The organism is Bradyrhizobium sp. JYMT SZCCT0180 (genome assembly GCF_018130165.1).
Lineage (GTDB): Bacteria > Pseudomonadota > Alphaproteobacteria > Rhizobiales > Xanthobacteraceae > Bradyrhizobium.
Window position 1 is genome coordinate 218,222 of the sequence record NZ_JAFCLZ010000001.1, and the last position, 17,669, is coordinate 235,890.

10 protein-coding genes and 2 pseudogenes are annotated in these 17,669 nt (G+C 64.3%); 7 read left to right on the forward strand and 5 right to left on the reverse strand.

The features are described 5' to 3' along the window. Positions 1-68: 68 nt before the first annotated feature. Entirely contained in the window at positions 69-1,868 is a 1,800-nt protein-coding gene (locus JQ641_RS01025; protein ID WP_211993944.1) for an adenylate/guanylate cyclase domain-containing protein, read from the forward strand. 201 nt (positions 1,869-2,069) lie between these two features. Next, positions 2,070-2,690 (forward strand): annotated as a pseudogene (locus JQ641_RS01030) (di-heme-cytochrome C peroxidase); the annotation flags it as partial. A gap of 41 nt (positions 2,691-2,731) precedes the next feature. On the opposite strand, the gene JQ641_RS01035 reads toward JQ641_RS01030, so the two are convergent. After that, positions 2,732-3,724, reverse strand: a complete 993-nt coding sequence (locus tag JQ641_RS01035) for an NAD-dependent epimerase/dehydratase family protein (RefSeq protein ID WP_211993948.1) — start codon at positions 3,722-3,724, stop codon at positions 2,732-2,734. Between the two features lie 30 nt (positions 3,725-3,754). Continuing rightward, positions 3,755-4,702 (reverse strand): alpha/beta fold hydrolase, encoded by a 948-nt coding sequence (locus JQ641_RS01040; protein WP_192738158.1) that lies wholly within the window; start codon positions 4,700-4,702, stop codon positions 3,755-3,757. 224 nt (positions 4,703-4,926) lie between these two features. Here JQ641_RS01040 and JQ641_RS01045 point away from each other — a divergent pair, with 224 nt between their 5' ends. Together JQ641_RS01045 and JQ641_RS01050 are read left to right on the forward strand one after the other, a co-directional pair. Then, a complete protein-coding gene (locus JQ641_RS01045) occupies positions 4,927-5,394 on the forward strand; it encodes an Hsp20 family protein (protein WP_192738159.1) in 468 nt (155 codons plus the stop codon). 181 nt (positions 5,395-5,575) lie between these two features. Continuing rightward, a pseudogene (locus JQ641_RS01050) lies at positions 5,576-6,348 on the forward strand (alpha/beta fold hydrolase). A 65-nt stretch (positions 6,349-6,413) separates the two neighbouring features. On the opposite strand, the gene JQ641_RS01055 reads toward JQ641_RS01050, so the two are convergent. Continuing rightward, positions 6,414-7,214 carry a hypothetical protein gene (locus tag JQ641_RS01055; protein ID WP_349628474.1) on the reverse strand — a complete coding sequence of 267 codons (801 nt, stop codon included), beginning with the start codon at positions 7,212-7,214 and terminating at the stop codon, positions 6,414-6,416. A gap of 485 nt (positions 7,215-7,699) precedes the next feature. Here JQ641_RS01055 and gltB point away from each other — a divergent pair, with 485 nt between their 5' ends. Together gltB and JQ641_RS01065 are read left to right on the forward strand one after the other, a co-directional pair. Then, entirely contained in the window at positions 7,700-12,463 is a 4,764-nt protein-coding gene (gene gltB / locus JQ641_RS01060; protein WP_211993951.1) for a glutamate synthase large subunit, read from the forward strand. 154 nt (positions 12,464-12,617) lie between these two features. Beyond that, positions 12,618-14,087 (forward strand): glutamate synthase subunit beta, encoded by a 1,470-nt coding sequence (locus JQ641_RS01065; protein ID WP_211993954.1) that lies wholly within the window; start codon positions 12,618-12,620, stop codon positions 14,085-14,087. Positions 14,088-14,158: 71 nt separating this feature from the next. Here the strand turns inward: JQ641_RS01065 and JQ641_RS01070 are convergent, their stop codons facing one another. Both JQ641_RS01070 and JQ641_RS01075 read right to left on the reverse strand, forming a co-directional pair. Next, positions 14,159-14,401 (reverse strand): hypothetical protein, encoded by a 243-nt coding sequence (locus JQ641_RS01070; RefSeq protein WP_211993962.1) that lies wholly within the window; start codon positions 14,399-14,401, stop codon positions 14,159-14,161. A 252-nt stretch (positions 14,402-14,653) separates the two neighbouring features. Continuing rightward, positions 14,654-16,366: an outer membrane beta-barrel protein gene (locus tag JQ641_RS01075; RefSeq protein ID WP_211993971.1), complete on the reverse strand. Its 1,713-nt coding sequence runs from the start codon at positions 16,364-16,366 to the stop codon at positions 14,654-14,656. 193 nt (positions 16,367-16,559) lie between these two features. Between JQ641_RS01075 and JQ641_RS01080 the strand changes: the two genes are divergently transcribed. Beyond that, a complete protein-coding gene (locus JQ641_RS01080) occupies positions 16,560-17,573 on the forward strand; it encodes a KpsF/GutQ family sugar-phosphate isomerase (RefSeq protein WP_192738163.1) in 1,014 nt (337 codons plus the stop codon). Positions 17,574-17,669: the final 96 nt, after the last annotated feature.

A 17,669-nucleotide genomic window follows, 5' to 3' on the forward strand; every position in this document is an offset into this window, starting at 1 on the left:
TTAATAATCATTGGAATCGCTTGGCCGACCACATAGTGGTATGCAAGCGCGGGAGTTTTAGGGGATACATGGAAAGACGGCTAGCCGCCATCGTTTGCGCTGATGTCGCCGGCTATTCCCGCATGATGGGAGCCGACGAGGCGGGCACGCATGCCACCTTCAAGGCCCATCGGACCGCGATCTACCCGATCATCCTCAATCATGGCGGCCGTCTGGTGAAGAACACCGGCGACGGCTTCCTGCTGGAGTTTCCCAGCATCGTCGGCGCCATCGAGGCCGCGGTCGCGATGCAGATGATGATGGCTGAACGAAACCATCATTTGCCCACCGACCGCGTGATGCAATTCCGTATGGGCATCCATATGGGCGACGTGATGGCCGACGAGGACGAGGTGTTCGGCGACGACGTGAACATCGCCGTCCGGCTCGAATCGGTGGCCGCCCCAGGCGGCGTGGCGGTGTCGGGCAAGGCCTATGGCGAGGCCGGCAAGCGCCTCAGCGTGCCCTTCATCGATGCCGGTCCGCACCGCTTCAAGAACATCGAGGAGCCGGTCAGCGTCTGGACCTGGGAGCCTGAAGGCGCGGACCACCGCAGCCGCGAGGCAAGGGATCCCGCGAACCTGCCTGCGCAATACCGGACCGCGATCGTCGGCGTGCTGCCGTTTGCCAATTTGAGCGAGAGCGCGGACGAGTATTTCTCCGACGGCCTCACCGAGGACCTGATCCACGCATTGTCGCTGCAATCGTTCTACCGGGTGCTGAGCCGCAACTCGACGTTCTCCTTCAAAGGCAAGAACCTGAGCACCCGCCTGATCGCGCGGGAGATCGACGCGAGCTACCTGATCCAGGGCTCCGTGCGCCGCGCCGGCAGCAAGATCCGCGTCACGGCCGAACTGATCGCGCCCGAGAACGGCGAGCAATTATGGACCGGCCGCTACGACCGCGACATGGGCGACCTGTTCGCGATGCAGGACGAGATCACCACCAGCCTGTCGGCGGCGGTCGCGGCCGAGATCTACCGCGCCGAGGCTTCCGCGCCTCCCCGGCCGTCGTCGAACGACCTGACCGCATGGGACCGCTTCCTCAAGGGGCTGTCCTATTATTACCTGCAAACCAAGGCGGATTTCGAAACCTCGATCGGCCTGTTCAAAGAAGCCGTCGCGCTCGATCCGACGCTGTCGATCGCACGCGCCTATCTTGCCACCATCATGATGCAGAGCATCCAGTTCGGATGGATCAAGAGCACGCGCGAATTGTGGACCACGGCGATGGATCTGGCGGAGAGCAGCGTCAGGCTCGATCCGCGCTCGTCCTTTGCCTTCCAGATCGTCGCCTATCTGCACGCCCTGGAAGGGCATCACGAGGTTTCCATGGATGCCGCGAACCGGGCGGTCGGGCTGAACCCCTACGACATGGGCGCCCGCGGCGTTCTCGGCTTTTGCTATTTCTACGCCGGCGAACACCGCAAGGCGATCGAACTGATTTCAATGGCGGCACAGCGCGGCAACTCCGACCCCCGGTATCAATGGGAGGCGGTGAACGCGTTCAGCCATTACCTCGTCGGGCAATATGACGCGGCGCTGTCCTGGGCGCGCGAACAGCTGTATCTCAATCCCAACCATCTTCAGGCGCTAGCGATCCGGGCGGCCGCGCTCGCCCAGCTCGGGCGCGCCGAGGAGGCGGCCAACGCCACCGAGGTCCTGCTGCACAATTATCCGACCTTTACCGTCGAACGCCATTTGAGCAATTTCCATTGGAAACGGCCCGAAGACATCGCCCATTACCGTGACGGCCTGCTGAAGGCCGGCATTCCCTCCACCAGATTGACGCTCGTCGAGTCCGCGCCAAAGCTCGCCGCCGATTCCTGAAGAGGACGCGTTGCTTTGCGCCAAATTGTCATCCCGGCCGGCGTGCCTTCGGCCTCCGGTTGACACGGCTTCGAATCCGGCGAAAATCGTTTGCACCCTGAAGTAGTACACGACCGGCGGATTCGCTTTTCGAATCCCATTCCCCTTCAGACCGAGGCCGATTGTCTTTTTCATACTCGCTGCCTTTTCAGGATTGGATCCATGCCAGACCAAGCACCGGCCACGCAGATCGCCGTCTCCAAGAACAATCCCTGCCCTTTCCTGCGCGCGCTGGTCGCGAACGGCTATGTCGACGGCCACATCGTGCCGCTGGGCACGCTGACCGAAGACATCGGGCTGGCGAGCGGCAAAACGGGAATGGGTTTGATCCGGGCGAAGGTGCTCACCTACGGAATTGCGATGATCGCAAACGGCCACCCCCTGAGGAGCGTGACATCAGGCGCCATTCTCGATGAATTGCGCAACGGCCCGCTCGACAAGCATGGCGCCGGCTCGCGCATCCTCGACGTGGATGGACAGGTCAATCTGGAGCAGATCGAACGCTTCGCGAGCTTTGGCCAGGAATACCGTAATCCCGATGGCGGCACCGAGCCCGGGCTGAACGCCAAGCAGATCGAGACCTTCATGGCGGACAATCTGAAGCGCGACGGCGATAAGGCGCGCTGGACCTATCCGATCATGATGAAGGGCGAATGGCCGGTCCTGCTCGACATTCTCGGCAAGGGCGAAGGCGAAACGCGCTACCTCAGCGTCGCCGATGTCCGCACGCTGTTCGTCGAGCGGAAGCTGCCCAAGCGCATCACCGACCGGTTGCCGGCGCCAGCCGGCTAGGCCGTGCAGTCATAAAATTGATCACGTCGTCGTCAGTCGCCAGGATGCTGGCCCCTCGCATGCCATGCGGCAAGCACTTCCCTTTCTTCGTCGAAGGTTAACCCGACGACTGGGCCGTTGGTGGCACGCAACCAGCCAAGCGTGTCACGCGCGGTCTCCGGAAGAGGCCGCACGGTGAGGCCGGCATGACGCGCCGGCGTCGTGTCGCGCGTGGCAAAGCCGGCAAAGTCCGGCAAAGGGAGCCACAAGGGGAGTGATCGAGGGCCCGCCCAACGTCTGACGTCGTGCTGCTCCAGGAACGCACGATCTACCCATGTGAACGTACAGGATGACCCCAGTGCCGCCGCGCAGTCAGCCAGCAACTCGCCGCGGGTGCGCGTTGGCCCAATTGCGTCAAAGATACCCGTCAGGCGGGCTTGTGCGGCATGAACGATCCACTGCGCGAGGTCGCGCACGTCGATGAACTGAACGGCATCCTCCGGGCTCCCGGGCGCAAGCACTTCGCCTCCGCGGGCAAGCCGTGCCGGCCAATACGTGAACCGACCCGTCGGATCCTCCGGGCCGACAATAAGACCCGCCCTGCAAATGAAGGCGCTTTCGCCCACCGCCTGCTCGCACGCGACTTTCGCGGCACCATAGATTTCTTCACTGCTATACTCGACATCAGGGGCGGTGGGTGCGCGCAGCGCAGCCGTGTCCGCCCGCTGCCCGGGCGTGCGATTGTCCGCATAAACGCTTACCGTCGAGACGAAGGTCCAGTGCCCGGCCTGCTGCTTGAGTGCGGCGACCGCGCGGCGCACCTGGCCCGGATGACGTGATACATCCACGACGGCATCGAACTCCTGGCGCGCAAGCGGCTCAAGCCCGTCTGAAACGTCGCGGTCGACAGCAACAAATTTCGCGCCGGTCGCAATCGGACCCGCAAGCCCCCGTGCGGCACACGTCACGTCATGTCCGGCCGCGCAGGCATGAGCCGCGATCGCGCGCCCAAGAAACTGGCTCCCGCCCAGAATCAACAGACGCATGAAACCGCCTCCCGTACCGATCGGATGTAATCACTTGAACAGCGGCGTGCCCGGAACGAAGGCGTCGAACGCGGCCCAGAATTGCGAGCGGTAGCGGTCCTGCTCCTGCAGGATCTCGTGCTTGGACCCGGCAATCACCAGATGCGAGCCGGCGCGCAAATGATAGGCGAATTCCTCGATCGCCGCGGTCGAGACGATGGTGTCGCTGCTGGCGGCCAGCATCAGGATCGGCTGGCGGATTTCGGAAGGATAGTTCGACGCGCGAAAGCCGTGCATCGCGCGAAACGCCGTGTCGGCCCAGGCGACCGTCGGCGAGCCGATGCCCAGCGTCGGGTCTTCTTCCAGGATCGCGGCGTTGCGGGCAAAGCGCACGGGATCGCTGGTGAAGGGATTGTTGATGAAGGACTCGGTGCCGGTCAGCGCGTCGCTGCCTCCAGGCACGTAACGGCCGCCCTGACCTGCGAGCCGCAGCACCCGCAACAATGTGCGCGCCGCAAACGAGGTCCGGCTTCCCGGCAGATCGATCATCGGCGCCGACAGCACCATGCGGTCGAACCAGCGTTTTCCCGCATGCGCGACGCGCAGCATCACGGCGCCGCCCATCGAATGCGCCAGCGCGAAATAGGGCGGCGGGCAATCCGGCAGCACCACCTGCTGCACGAAGGTCTCGACGTCGATTTCGAAATCGGAGAAATCGCGGACATAACCCTTGCGCGGATCGCGCAGGCGCCGCGAGGAATGGCCCTGGCCGCGCCAGTCGATCATCGCCACCGCGAACCCGCGATCGCGCAGGTCGCGCACCGTCTCGAAATATTTCTCGATCTGCTCGCTACGGCCGGTAAAGACGCAGACGGTGCCTTTGCGGCCTGCCGGCGGCGCCCAGCGCGCAAAGCGAAGTTCGGCGCCGTCAGGCGTCTTGATGGTGCCGCTGACGACATCCTCCGGAACCGGATTGGCAGGGATCGAGACGAGCGTCATGGACGGGGAACCGGCTAGGAAAGGAGGAATGGAAATCAAGGCGGGCTGGCAAAAAGAGGCTCGATTCGGCCCCTCTTGAACGGTGTTCGGCCCCTCCCATATCATTTCTGTGCAGGCCGCTACCAGTGTTTCGGGAACCCGGACATTGAGGCTGCACATGGACGAAAGCCCGGCCCGATGGCGGGCGGGTTAACTGCAACAGTCGCTCAATGGAGGACTACCCTATGCGTACCTACGATCTCGCCCCGTTTTATCGTTCCACCGTCGGCTTCGACCGCTTCTTCTCCCTGCTCGACCAGGCAGCGTCAGACGGCAGCCCCGGTTATCCCCCCTACAACATCGAGCGCACCGGCGAGAACGCCTACCGCATCAGCGTCGCGGTCTCCGGCTTCTCGCAAGGCGAGCTTTCGATCGTCGCCAAGGAAAACACGCTGACGATCAAGGGCGAGAAGTCCGCCAACGAGAACGGCCAGGACAAATCCGAAGTGCTCTATCGCGGCATCGCGGCGCGCGCCTTCGAACGCGCCTTCCAGCTTGCCGATTTCGTGCAGGTCAAGAACGCTTCGCTGGAGCACGGCCTGCTCCACGTCGATCTCGTCCGCGAGATTCCCGAAGCCAAGAAGCCGCGCAGCATTCCGATCAGCAACGGCTCGCAAACCCCGCGGGTCGTCGACAGCTCGGTCGCCGCATAACACTGTCAGGCTTTCAGCAGATATTGGCTGAACGCGAAAACGCCCCGGGAAACCGGGGCGTTTTTTCGTGCGTCATGTTCGTGATCTCACACTGCCGTGAGCGCCGTAACGTCACGCCCCGCACATCGAAACTCCCATCATGCGCAGCGCATCACGCTGAGAAAATCACGGAGCAGGTTCGATGAAGATGGTTCAACTGGTAACGGCGCTCGCGGTCACGGCATTTGCGGGATCGCTTGGCACACTCCCGGCGCAGGCCGAGGCGGCGACGCCGGTGGCGCGCAATGTTGTGCTGGTGCACGGGGCGTGGGCGGACGGCTCGACCTGGTCGGAAGTCATTCCCTATCTTCAAGCCGCGGGGCTGAAGGTCACCGCCGTACAGAATCACTGACGTCGCTTGCCGATTCCGTCGCCGCGACGCGACGCGCGCTGGCGATGCAGGACGGGCCGACCGTGCTGGTCGCGCATTCCTGGGGCGGCACCGTGATCAGCGAGACCGGAACGGATCCGAAAGTATCGGCGCTGGTCTATGTCGCCGCGCGCGGCCCTGATGCGGGCGAGGATTTTGTCGCGCTCTCCGGAAAATTCCCGGCCGGACCGGTGCGCGCCGGGATCCGGGAACATGACGGCTTCACCAAATTGTCGGAAGATTCGTTCCTGAAATATTTCGCCAACGGCGTCGAGCCCAAGAAGGCCGAGGTGCTCTACGCGGTGCAGGAGCCGACCGCCGTTTCCCTGTTTGCGGGACGCACCACCGTAGCCGCCTGGCACTCCAAGCCGTCATGGTATGCGGTCTCCAGGCAGGACCAGACCATCAATCCCGACCTCGAGCGGTTTCTGGCCAAGCGCATGAACGCGACCACGGTCGAACTGGACGCGGGTCATCTGTCGCTGGTGTCGCATCCAAAGGAGATTGCCGACCTGATCCTCGCGGCGGCGGGTCATAAGGAATAGCTGGCCGTGGTCTGATCCCTCCCCGCAAGAGGGAGGGATCAGGAAGCGCCGCTGCGGTTAGGTTTCTACTCCAGCCCCTGTACGTTGGGCATGTCCTGGGTCGGGGCGATCTGCGGTACCGGCTTGGCCGGGACCGAACCTGTGGTCACGGCCGCGGGCGGCGGCGTTTGCGCTTCAGCCGATTTCGGCTGGGCTGCCGCCGATTGCTGCACCGGTTCCGCCGCGGCGGCGGGCTTGGCCGCAGGCTCGACGGTGGCCGGCCGGGCGGCGGCCACCGGTTTGGCCGCCGGTTCGACAGCCGTGGACGGCTTGGCGGCGGCGGCGAGCGGGCTCGGCTTCGGAACCGGCACGGTGCGGCTGGCGACCTGTGGGGCCGGCTTCGGCGCCCGCGGCGCGCCCCGGACATGGGTCGGCGGCAGCGGTCCGGGCGGGCCGTAATTCATGGTCAGATCGTCGTTGAAATTATCGCCCATCCGGTGCGCCGGTATGAAGCGGATGATCCGGCCGGTGCGCGCGTCGATGATCAGGCGGCCGTCATCGCCGCCCCGGTCGATCACCGAAATCGTGTAAACGAGACCGCGCTGCTGCGGGATGCCGAGCGGCGAAAATCCGCTCTCGCGCAGCACCGTGTAGACCTCGGTCGGCGGCAGCAGCATCGGCCCCTGCCCGTAGCCGTAGCGCGGCCCGGGATAGGCCGGCGGCGGCGGCGCATAACGGGGTGGCGCGTAATAGGGGTCGCCAATGTCGGATACCGAGTAATAGGGCGAGCGTCCGGCCTCGTAAGGCGCCGGTACCTGCGCCTGCGCGGCCGTTGTGGCGAGAACCGTCCCCGCCGCAAAAACCCATCCTGTGAAGAACTTCATCATTCCTAGCTCCTGTTAGCCCCTGCCTGGAGCGTGTTCGCTCTCTTGCCCGGCCGTCCCGGAACCGAATTTCCTTGTGAAATCCGGCGGTCCTTGGGCCGGATCGCGGCGCGTTTGCCCCAAATCCGGGGCAGTATGTTTCGGCAAACCCGGGCAGTGTGTTTCGACCGCTACAGGCACGGATCAGCTATGCGGACAGGGACTTTCACGCGCTTGTGTGATAGAGAAAAATTTGGCATGGTCGGGAGTTAGGACAGTATCACTGTCTCAATCGTGGGGCATTCCCGGCACAGGGATTGCAACGAAAACCGGGCGGTTTCGAGCTCCGGTAAGTACAGGCAAGGCCGTTCCTCAGGGACGTTGAACGCCCAAGCCTGAATTTAGGAAATTTCGGCTCGCGGTGGACGAGCGGTGGCCCGGTGGGTGCCGCAAGCGCCCAAGGTGCGCCGGTGACAGCTAAGGCCCTTGACCTGATTGAGAGGACTAAGATGAGCGGGTCGGAATTCGAGCGCGAAAACATCGTGACAGAAACGCTGTCGGCGACCGCTATCTCGAAACCGGACGACGCCGCGTATTCAGAACCTTTGCATACCGAGCCTCAGCGCGAGTGGAGCTGGCGTCCGCCGGTCGAGGGCCTCTACGACCCGAGCCTCGAAAAGGATTCCTGCGGCGTCGGCTTCATCGCCAACATCAAGGGCAAGAAGTCGCATCAGATCGTCGACGACGCGATCAACATTCTCTGCAACCTCGAACATCGCGGCGCCGTGGGCGCCGACCCGCGTGCCGGCGACGGCGCCGGCATCCTGGTGCAGATCCCGCACGCGTTCTTCGCGCGCAAGGCCGCCGAGATCGGCTTCAAGCTGCCGAAGCCCGGCGAGTACGCCATCGGTGCGCTGTTCCTGCCGAAGGAAACGGCGTGGCGCAAAGTCATCCAGAGCATCATCGCCGACCAGATCAAGAACGAAGGCCTGAAGCTGCTCGGCTGGCGCGACGTGCCGACCGACAATTCCTCGCTCGGCGAAACCGTCAAGCCGACCGAGCCATCCTGCATGCAGGTGTTCATCGGCCGCAACGGCGCGACCAAGACCGAGGATGATTTCGAGCGCCGGCTCTATATCCTGCGCAAGTCGATCTCGCAGGCGATCTATCAGCGCCGCGATCGCGGCCTTGCCGGCTATTACCCGGTCTCGATGTCGTGCCGGACCGTGATCTACAAGGGCATGTTCCTCGCCGACCAGCTCGGCAAGTATTATCCCGATCTGCACGAGCCGGACTTCGAGAGCGCGCTGGCGCTGGTGCATCAGCGCTTCTCGACCAACACCTTCCCGGCCTGGTCGCTGGCGCATCCCTACCGGATGATCGCCCATAACGGTGAAATCAACACGCTGCGCGGCAACGTCAACTGGATGGCGGCGCGGCAGGCCTCGGTGCATTCGGAACTGTACGGCAAGGACATCTCCAGGCTGTGGCCGATTTCATATGAGGGCCAGTCCGACACCGCCTGTTTCGACAACGCGCTCGAATTCCTGGTGCAGGGCGGCTACTCGCTGCCGCACGCCGTGATGATGATGATTCCGGAAGCCTGGGCCGGCAATCCGCTGATGGATGAGACGCGCCGCGCCTTCTACGAATATCACGCCGCGATGATGGAGCCGTGGGACGGCCCCGCCGCGATCGCCTTCACCGACGGCCGCCAGATCGGCGCAACGCTGGACCGCAACGGCCTGCGGCCGGCGCGCTATCTCGTTACCAAGGACGATCGGATCGTGATGGCGTCCGAAATGGGCGTGCTCAAGATCCCCGAGGACCAGATCATCACCAAGTGGCGGCTGCAGCCCGGCAAGATGCTGCTGGTCGACCTCGAACAGGGCCGCCTCATTCCCGACGACGAGATCAAGGCTGATCTGGCCAAGAGCCATCCCTACAGCGACTGGCTGCATCGCACCCAGATCCAGCTCGAGGAATTGCCCGACGCTTCGAGCAAGGGCATGCGCTCCAACCTGCCGCTGCTCGACCGGCAGCAGGCGTTCGGCTATTCGCAGGAAGACGTTACCATCCTGATGACGCCAATGGCCTCGACCGGCGAAGAGGCCGCGGGCTCGATGGGCAACGACACGCCGATCTCGGCGCTGTCGGACCGGCCGAAGCCCCTGTTCACCTATTTCAAGCAGAATTTCGCGCAGGTCACCAACCCGCCGATCGATCCGATCCGTGAAGAGCTTGTCATGAGCCTGGTCTCGATCATCGGGCCGCGGCCGAACCTGTTCGACCTGCAGGGCCTCGCTTCGACCAAGCGTCTCGAAGTGCGCCAGCCGATCCTGACCGACGCGGATCTGGAAAAGATCCGCTCGATCTCCGACGTTGCCGACAGCCATTTCAAGTCGCGCACGCTCGACACGACTTTCCATGCCGGCTTCGGCGCGGCGGGCCTCGAGCAGGTGCTCGACGAACTCTGCGCGCGCGCCGAAGGCGCGGTGCGCGAAGGCGTCAACATCATCATCCTGTCCGACCGCATGGCGGGCTCGGACCGGATTCCGATCCCCTCGCTGCTGGCCTGCGCCGCCGTGCATCATCATCTGATCCGCACCGGCCTGCGCACCTCGGTCGGCCTGGTCGTCGAATCCGGCGAACCGCGCGAAGTGCATCACTTTGCGTGCCTCGCCGGCTACGGCGCCGAAGCGATCAACCCGTATCTGGCGTTCGAAACCATCATCGCGATGAAGGACCGCCTGCCCGGCTCGCTCGACGATTACGAGATCGTCAAGCGCTACATCAAGTCGATCGGCAAGGGCCTCTTGAAGGTGATGTCCAAGATGGGCATCTCGACCTACCAGTCCTATTGCGGCGCGCAGATTTTCGACGCCGTCGGCCTGAAGGCAGATTTTATCGCCAAGTATTTCGCCGGCACCCACACCCGGGTCGAAGGCGTGGGTCTTGCCGAAATCGCCGAGGAGACCTGCCGCCGTCACAGCGATGCGTTCGGCGACGCGCAGGTCTACAAGACCGCGCTCGATGTCGGCGGCGAATATGCCTACCGCACCCGCGGCGAGGACCACGCCTGGACCGCTGAATCGGTCTCGATGCTGCAGCATGCCGCGCGCGGCAATTCACTGGAGCGCTACAAGGCGTTCGCCAAAATCCTCAACGAGCAATCCGAGCGGCTATTGACGCTGCGCGGCCTGTTCCGGATCAAGTCCGCCGAAGACGAGAAGCGCAAGCCGATCAAGCTCGACCAGGTCGAGCCCGCCAAGGACATCGTCAAGCGCTTCGCCACCGGCGCGATGAGCTTCGGCTCGATCTCGCGCGAGGCGCACACCACGCTGGCGATCGCGATGAACCGGATCGGCGGCAAGTCCAACACCGGCGAAGGCGGCGAAGAGGCCGATCGCTTCAAGCCGATGCCGAACGGCGATTCGATGCGCTCGGCGATCAAGCAGGTCGCCTCGGGCCGGTTCGGCGTGACGACGGAGTACCTCGTCAACTCCGACATGATGCAGATCAAGATGGCGCAGGGCGCCAAGCCCGGCGAAGGCGGCCAGTTGCCCGGCCACAAGGTCGACGCCGTGATCGCGCGCGTGCGGCATTCGACGCCGGGCGTCGGCCTGATCTCGCCGCCGCCGCACCACGACATCTATTCGATCGAGGATCTGGCGCAGCTGATCTACGACCTCAAGAACGTCAATCCGGACGGTCAGGTCTCGGTCAAGCTGGTCTCCGAAATCGGTGTCGGCACCGTGGCCGCGGGCGTAGCCAAAGCACGCGCCGACCATGTGACGATCGCAGGCTTTGAGGGCGGCACCGGCGCGTCGCCGCTGACCTCGATCAAGCACGCAGGCTCTCCGTGGGAAATCGGCCTTGCCGAAACCCACCAGACGCTGGTGCGCGAGCGACTGCGCAGCCGCATCGTGGTCCAGGTCGACGGCGGCTTCCGCACCGGACGTGACGTCGTGATCGGCGCGCTGCTCGGCGCCGACGAATTCGGCTTTGCCACCGCGCCGTTGATCGCGGCCGGCTGCATCATGATGCGCAAGTGCCATCTCAACACCTGCCCGGTCGGCGTCGCGACGCAGGATCCGGTGCTGCGCAAGCGCTTCACCGGCCAGCCCGAGCACGTCATCAACTACTTCTTCTTCGTCGCCGAGGAAGTCCGCGAGATCATGGCCCAGCTCGGCTACCGCACCTTCAACGAGATGGTCGGCCAGACCCAGATGCTCGACCAGTCGACGCTGGTGGCGCACTGGAAGGCCAAGGGCCTCGACTTCTCAAAACTGTTCGTGCGCCAGAAGGAACAGCCCGGCCAGAAGATCTATCACGCCGAGAGCCAGGACCATCATCTGGAAGCCGTTCTCGACCGCCGCCTGATCGAGAAGGCGCAGGCCGCCATCGACCGCGGCGCGCCGGTGAAGATCGACGAGGAGATCAACAACACCGACCGCTCGGCCGGTGCGATGCTGTCGGGCACGCTGGCCAAGATCTACGGCCATGCCGGCCTGCCGCTCGACACCATCCAGGTCAGCCTGAAGGGCACCGCGGGCCAGGCGTTCGGCGCCTGGCTGACGCGCGGCGTCACCTTCGAGCTCGAAGGTGAAGGCAACGACTATGTCGGCAAGGGCCTGTCGGGCGGCCGCATCATCGTCAAGCCGCCGCGCAATTCCGGCATCGTGCCGGAAGAGTCCATCATCGTCGGCAACACCGTGATGTATGGCGCGATCGAGGGTGAATGCTATTTCCGCGGCATCGCCGGCGAGCGCTTCGCGGTGCGTAACTCCGGCGCGGTCGCGGTCGTCGAAGGCGCCGGCGACCATTGCTGCGAATACATGACCGGCGGCATCGTCGTGGTGCTGGGCAAGACCGGGCGCAACTTCGCAGCCGGCATGTCCGGCGGCATCGCCTATGTGCTGGACGAGGCCGGCGACTTCGCCAAGCTGTGCAACATGGCGATGGTCGAGCTCGAACCGGTGCTCTCGGAAGAAATGATCAACCAGAACACCTATCACCACACCGGCGATCTCGAAGCGCATGGCAGGGTCGACGTGTTCCAGAACCTGCTCGACTCCGACGTCGAGCGGCTGCACGTCCTGATCACGCGGCACGCCAAGCTGACCGGTTCGAAGAGGGCCGAAGAGATCCTCGCCGACTGGAAGACCTGGCTGCCGAAATTCCGCAAGGTGATGCCGGTGGAATACCGCCGCGCGCTGAAGGAATTGAAGGCGAACGCCGACGCCGAGCCAAAAATCGCGATCGGGGCGTAATGTTATCCTCATGGTGAGGAGGCGCTTGCGCCGTCTCGAACCATGAGGCCACGGTTGGGCCTCCCATCCTTCGAGACGCGGCAAAGACGCCGCTCCTCAGGATGAGGGTCTGAGAGGGAATGACGAAGCTTAAGTTGCAGGAACGTTGGGTTTAATGGGCAAGATCACAGGTTTTCTGGAAATCGACCGGCACGACCGCAAATATGCGCCCGTCGCCGACCGCTTGCAGCACTATCGCGAATTCGTCATTCCGCTGAGCGAGAAAGACACCCGCGACCAGGCCGCGCGCTGCATGAATTGCGGCATTCCCTATTGCCACGGCACCGGCTCGGTTCAGCCGGGTACGCCGGGCTGCCCGGTCAACAACCAGATCCCTGATTTCAACGACCTCGTCTATCAGGACAATTGGGAAGAAGCCTCGCGCAATCTGCACTCGACCAACAATTTCCCGGAGTTCACCGGCCGCATCTGCCCGGCGCCGTGCGAGGCCTCCTGCACGCTCAACATCGACGACAACCCGGTCACCATCAAGACCATCGAATGCGCGATCGTCGACCGCGCCTGGGACAATGGCTGGCTGAAGCCGGAAATCGCCCCCAGCACGACCGGCAAGAAGGTTGCGATCGTCGGTTCCGGCCCTGCGGGCCTTGCCGCCGCGCAGCAGCTCGCGCGCGCCGGCCATGACGTCCATGTCTACGAGAAATTCGCCAAGGCCGGCGGCCTGCTCCGCTACGGCATTCCCGATTTCAAGATGGAAAAGCACGTCATCGACCGCCGCGTGGCGCAGATGGAAGCCGAGGGCGTCACCTTCCATTACGGAGTCCATGTCGGCGGCACTTCGCAAGGAAATGGTCAAACCGCGATCGATCCGCGCGAGTTGCACCGGCAATACGACGCGGTGGCCCTGACCGGCGGCGCCGAAGCCGGCCGCGATCTGCCGATCCCGGGCCGCGACCTCGACGGCATCCACTTCGCGATGGATTTCCTGCCGCAACAAAATCGCCGCGTCTCCTCCGAGCCGCTCGGGGCGGCCGCGGAGATCCTCGCCGGCGGCAAGCATGTCGTCGTGATCGGCGGTGGCGACACCGGTTCGGACTGCATCGGCACGTCGTTCCGACAGGGCGCGAAGTCCGTGACCCAGCTCGAAATCATGCCGGCGCCGCCCGAGCACGAAGACAAGGGCGTGACCTGGCCGAACTGGCCGTTGAAAATGCGGACGTCGTCGAGCCAGGCCGAAGGCGCCCGCCGCGAATTCGCGGTGCTGACGCAGAAATTCTCAGGCGTCGACGGCAAGGTGCAGAAGCTGCATTGCGTGCAGGTCAACGAAAAATTCCAGCCGGTCGCCGGCACCGAATTCGAACTCGACGCGCAGCTGGTGCTGCTGGCGATGGGCTTCGTGCATCCGGTCCATGACGGCATGCTGAAGACGCTCGGCGTCGACCTCGACCAGCGCGGCAACGTTCGCGCCAACCTGACCGACTACCAGACCTCGGTGCCGAACGTGTTTTCCGCCGGGGACATGCGCCGCGGCCAGTCGCTGGTGGTGTGGGCGATCCGCGAGGGGCGCCTCTGCGCCCGCGCCATCGACCAGTATCTGATGGGATCGACCACGCTGCCGCGGTAAGCGGGGCCTGGCGCAATCGGACATAAAAATGGTGCAGCGCGCCGGAGCACGCTGCACCATTTTCGCAAGTGTCAGTCCTGCGGAACGCTGAACTTACGGACAGATCCGCACGGGACCAGCCCAGTAGCAGGAAGGCGCATAGTAGCCGCCGCCATAACCGTAGCCGCGACCACGACCGCGACCACCACGATGGTGGTGGTGATGGTGACCACGACCGCCGCCACGGCCTCGTCCGCCGCCGCGACCACCGCCACCGCGGCCTCCGCCGCCACGACCACCGCGCTGCGCGTACGCTGCCGTTGTCGATCCTCCAACCATCAGCGCCGTCACACCGACGATGCTGAAACAATAGATGCCAACGAGAATAATCGTAGCCAAAGTACGTGATAAAATGCTGCGAGAGGCGGTTTTGCCTTGGGCCATTGAAACTCCTTCTGTAAGGAGTACCAGAGTGGGGCCGCTTTGCTCTGCGGTCAAGCACTAGTGGGTGTGACACCGTCACACAACTGTTAGCGGTGTGTCACAATTTCCTCCCCTCGCCTTGGCACGCAAGCGAGGCGATGAGTTCAGTGCTGAAGGCGCACGCCGAGCATGACGATGGTGGCGGCAGTGCTGTTGCCGGGGAGGTTTGAATCCAGCCAATCGCGGCGGACCGTGCCCTTGACCCAGAGATTGCGGGTCATCTTGTAGATGAGGTCGCCGGACACCGTATAGATCTTGTCCTTGCGGTTGTCGCCCTGGTAGTCGAGCGTGCCCCAGGTGAACTTGCCGATCGCGGTCAGCCAGCGGCGGAAATCATGATCGACCTCAACGGTGTAGATGTGCGTCAGCACGCCGGATACGCCGGGCAGCGTGGTCTCGGTGATCGTGGTGTCGGAATAGAACTTGGCCGTGGTCAGCGGTGTCGCCGTCCAGGTCAATGAAGCCGAGGTCAGCAGGCCTTCGAGGCGGTTGAGGCGGCTGTCGACATAGTCGCGCGCGGCGTAACCGACCGCGATTTCGCCGGTGAGCAGCCGCGAGAATTCGAAACTCGTGCCGCCCTTGACGTAGCCGCCGGTGGAATCGCGCGCGAAGCCGCTGCGGTCGAGTCTCAAATCATGCACGCGGCTGTCGGCCTGCGCTTCCACGAATGGCTTCAAGCCCGGCATCAGATCGTAGCTGACGCGGCCGACGCCGCCGAACTGGTTGAAGTTGCGGTCGTCGTTGCTGGTCGAGGTGCCGTCGGTGAGCTTGGAATAGGTATAGGCGGTGCGATCGACGGTGGCGCCGCCGGAAACCTGCAGGCGGTTGAAATTCTGGTCGAAGCCGAAGGTGCCGCCGAACGTGGCATAGACCGGATATCTTTGCAGGCCGGCCTGGATGTTCGGACTGCCCGGATTGTCGGTGGCGAGACGCAGCCGCGCCTGCGCGAGCAGCCGCGTGTCGCGCGAGACGTCGAGACGGCCGTCGACATGGCCGGTGAAATCCGGACGATCGACAACGACCGGCGCCGGCGAAACCGTGCCGTCGGCCGGCGGCGGAAAAGTGTTGCCGTAGCCGGTGAACGATCCGCGCAAATCCGCGACGACAGCGTGGCGCTCCCAGTCCGACATCACGAGGAGTTCCGGCGCGATCACATAGAACGGCGAGCCCTTCTCATCGACGGTGCGGCGCGGGTTGGTGTTGTAGCCGCCCGAGAGTTCGAGCGCCGATTTGATCAGGAAGCTGCCGGCGTAATCGCCGACCGCGCCGAACGGATCGTCATCGATCTTGAGCCGCTTGCGAGCGGGTTGGCCTACCACCGTGCCGGCCATCGCCGGCGGGATCGGGGCCTTGTTCGCGGTCTGCGACGGCGGAATCGAAAGCCGCAGCGGTGTGTTCGACAGCAGCGGCGGCCGGCTGCCGGGCCCCGGCGGCGGCTTCGGCCGGACCTGTCCCGGATAATATTTCGGCTTCTGAAGCTTGCGGTTGAGCGAGTCGTAGCCGGAGCTGGAGGCGCCGCTGGCGGCGGGCAGGCCATAGCGCGGGATCGCCCCGATGCGCGACGGCGCGGGCTTCTCCTTGTCGCGAACCCGGGCGTCGTTGGCCTCGTCGCTGGTTTTGTCGTTGGCCTCGGCACTGGTCCGCCGCAGCGGCGAATCCACCGGCATCAGCTGGCTGCTGCGGGTCGGGCTGAACAGGTCAGGCGTGACGGTCTGGGCCTGCGCTGGGGTCCCGGTCAGGGCAATCAGCGCAAGGCATGGCAATACCGCGCGGAACACTGTCGCGCGCCTGCTACGGCCCTCTACTGGACCTGCCATCACGATGAAAATACTCCAACAACGTCAGCTACTTATTCGACGTGTTCCGAGCGCGCGGGGGAAACGTCGTTAATGGAGTTAAAACAATTATGGTTAATGACCCGTTGAGAGCCGGCGGCCCGCGTCGCATCGCCAAATCGGCCGTGCTAAGGAGGGGTCCGGGGGCTTTGCCCCTCCTCCCTGGATTTAAGACATGGCCAAGCCGAAACCGCTGATGGCAAAATCATCCGGCACCGATCACGCCAACGCCGCCATCGAGTCGGCCCTGCGCACGCTCGATGTCGAGGCCGGCGGCATCGCCGCGATCACGGCGGCGCTGCAGTCCGACCTCCGCGCGCCGTTCGCGGCGGCCGTCGATTGCATCGGCAACGCCAAGGGCCGGCTGATCGTGACCGGGCTCGGCAAGTCGGGCCATATCGGCCGCAAGATCGCCGCGACCTTTGCCTCCACCGGCACGCCGGCGTTCTTCGTCCATGCCGCGGAGGCCAGCCATGGCGATCTCGGCATGATCACCGCCGACGACGTCATCCTGGCGCTGTCCTGGTCCGGCGAGCAGCCGGAGATGAAGAATCTCATCACCTATGCCACCCGCTTTTCCATTCCCCTGATCGCGATGACCGCGGACCGGGAATCGACCCTGAGCAAGGCCGCCGACGTCGCGCTGACCTTGCCGAAGGCGCGCGAGGCCTGCCCGCATAATCTGGCGCCGACCACCTCCTCGCTGATGATGCTCGCGCTCGGCGACGCGCTGGCAATCGCGCTGCTCGAAGGCCGCGGCTTCACCTCGGTCGATTTCAGCGTGCTGCATCCCGGCGGCAAGCTCGGCGCGCTGCTCAAATACACCCGCGACCTCATGCATTCGGGTGACGCGGTGCCGCTGAAGCCGCTCGGCACCAAAATGTCGGATGCGCTGGTCGAGATGTCGTCGAAGGGCTTTGGCTGCGTCGGTATCACTGACGGTCGCGGCCATATCGTCGGCATCGTCACCGATGGCGATCTGCGCCGCCACATGCGCCCCGATCTGATGACCGCCACCGTCGACGAGGTGATGACGAAGAATCCCAAGACCATCGGCCGCGACCTGCTCGCGGGCGAGGCGCTGGAGATCCTCAATTCCTCGAAGATCACCGCGCTGATCGTGACCGACGCCAGCAAGCCGGTCGGCATCGTGCATCTGCATGATTTGCTCCGCGCGGGCGTGGCGTAGCTCCAAGGGACTTCGTAGGGTGGGCAAAGGCGCAGAGCGCCGTGCCCACCATCCCGACCGTGCGCTCGAGGGTGGGCACGCTGCGCTTTGCCCACC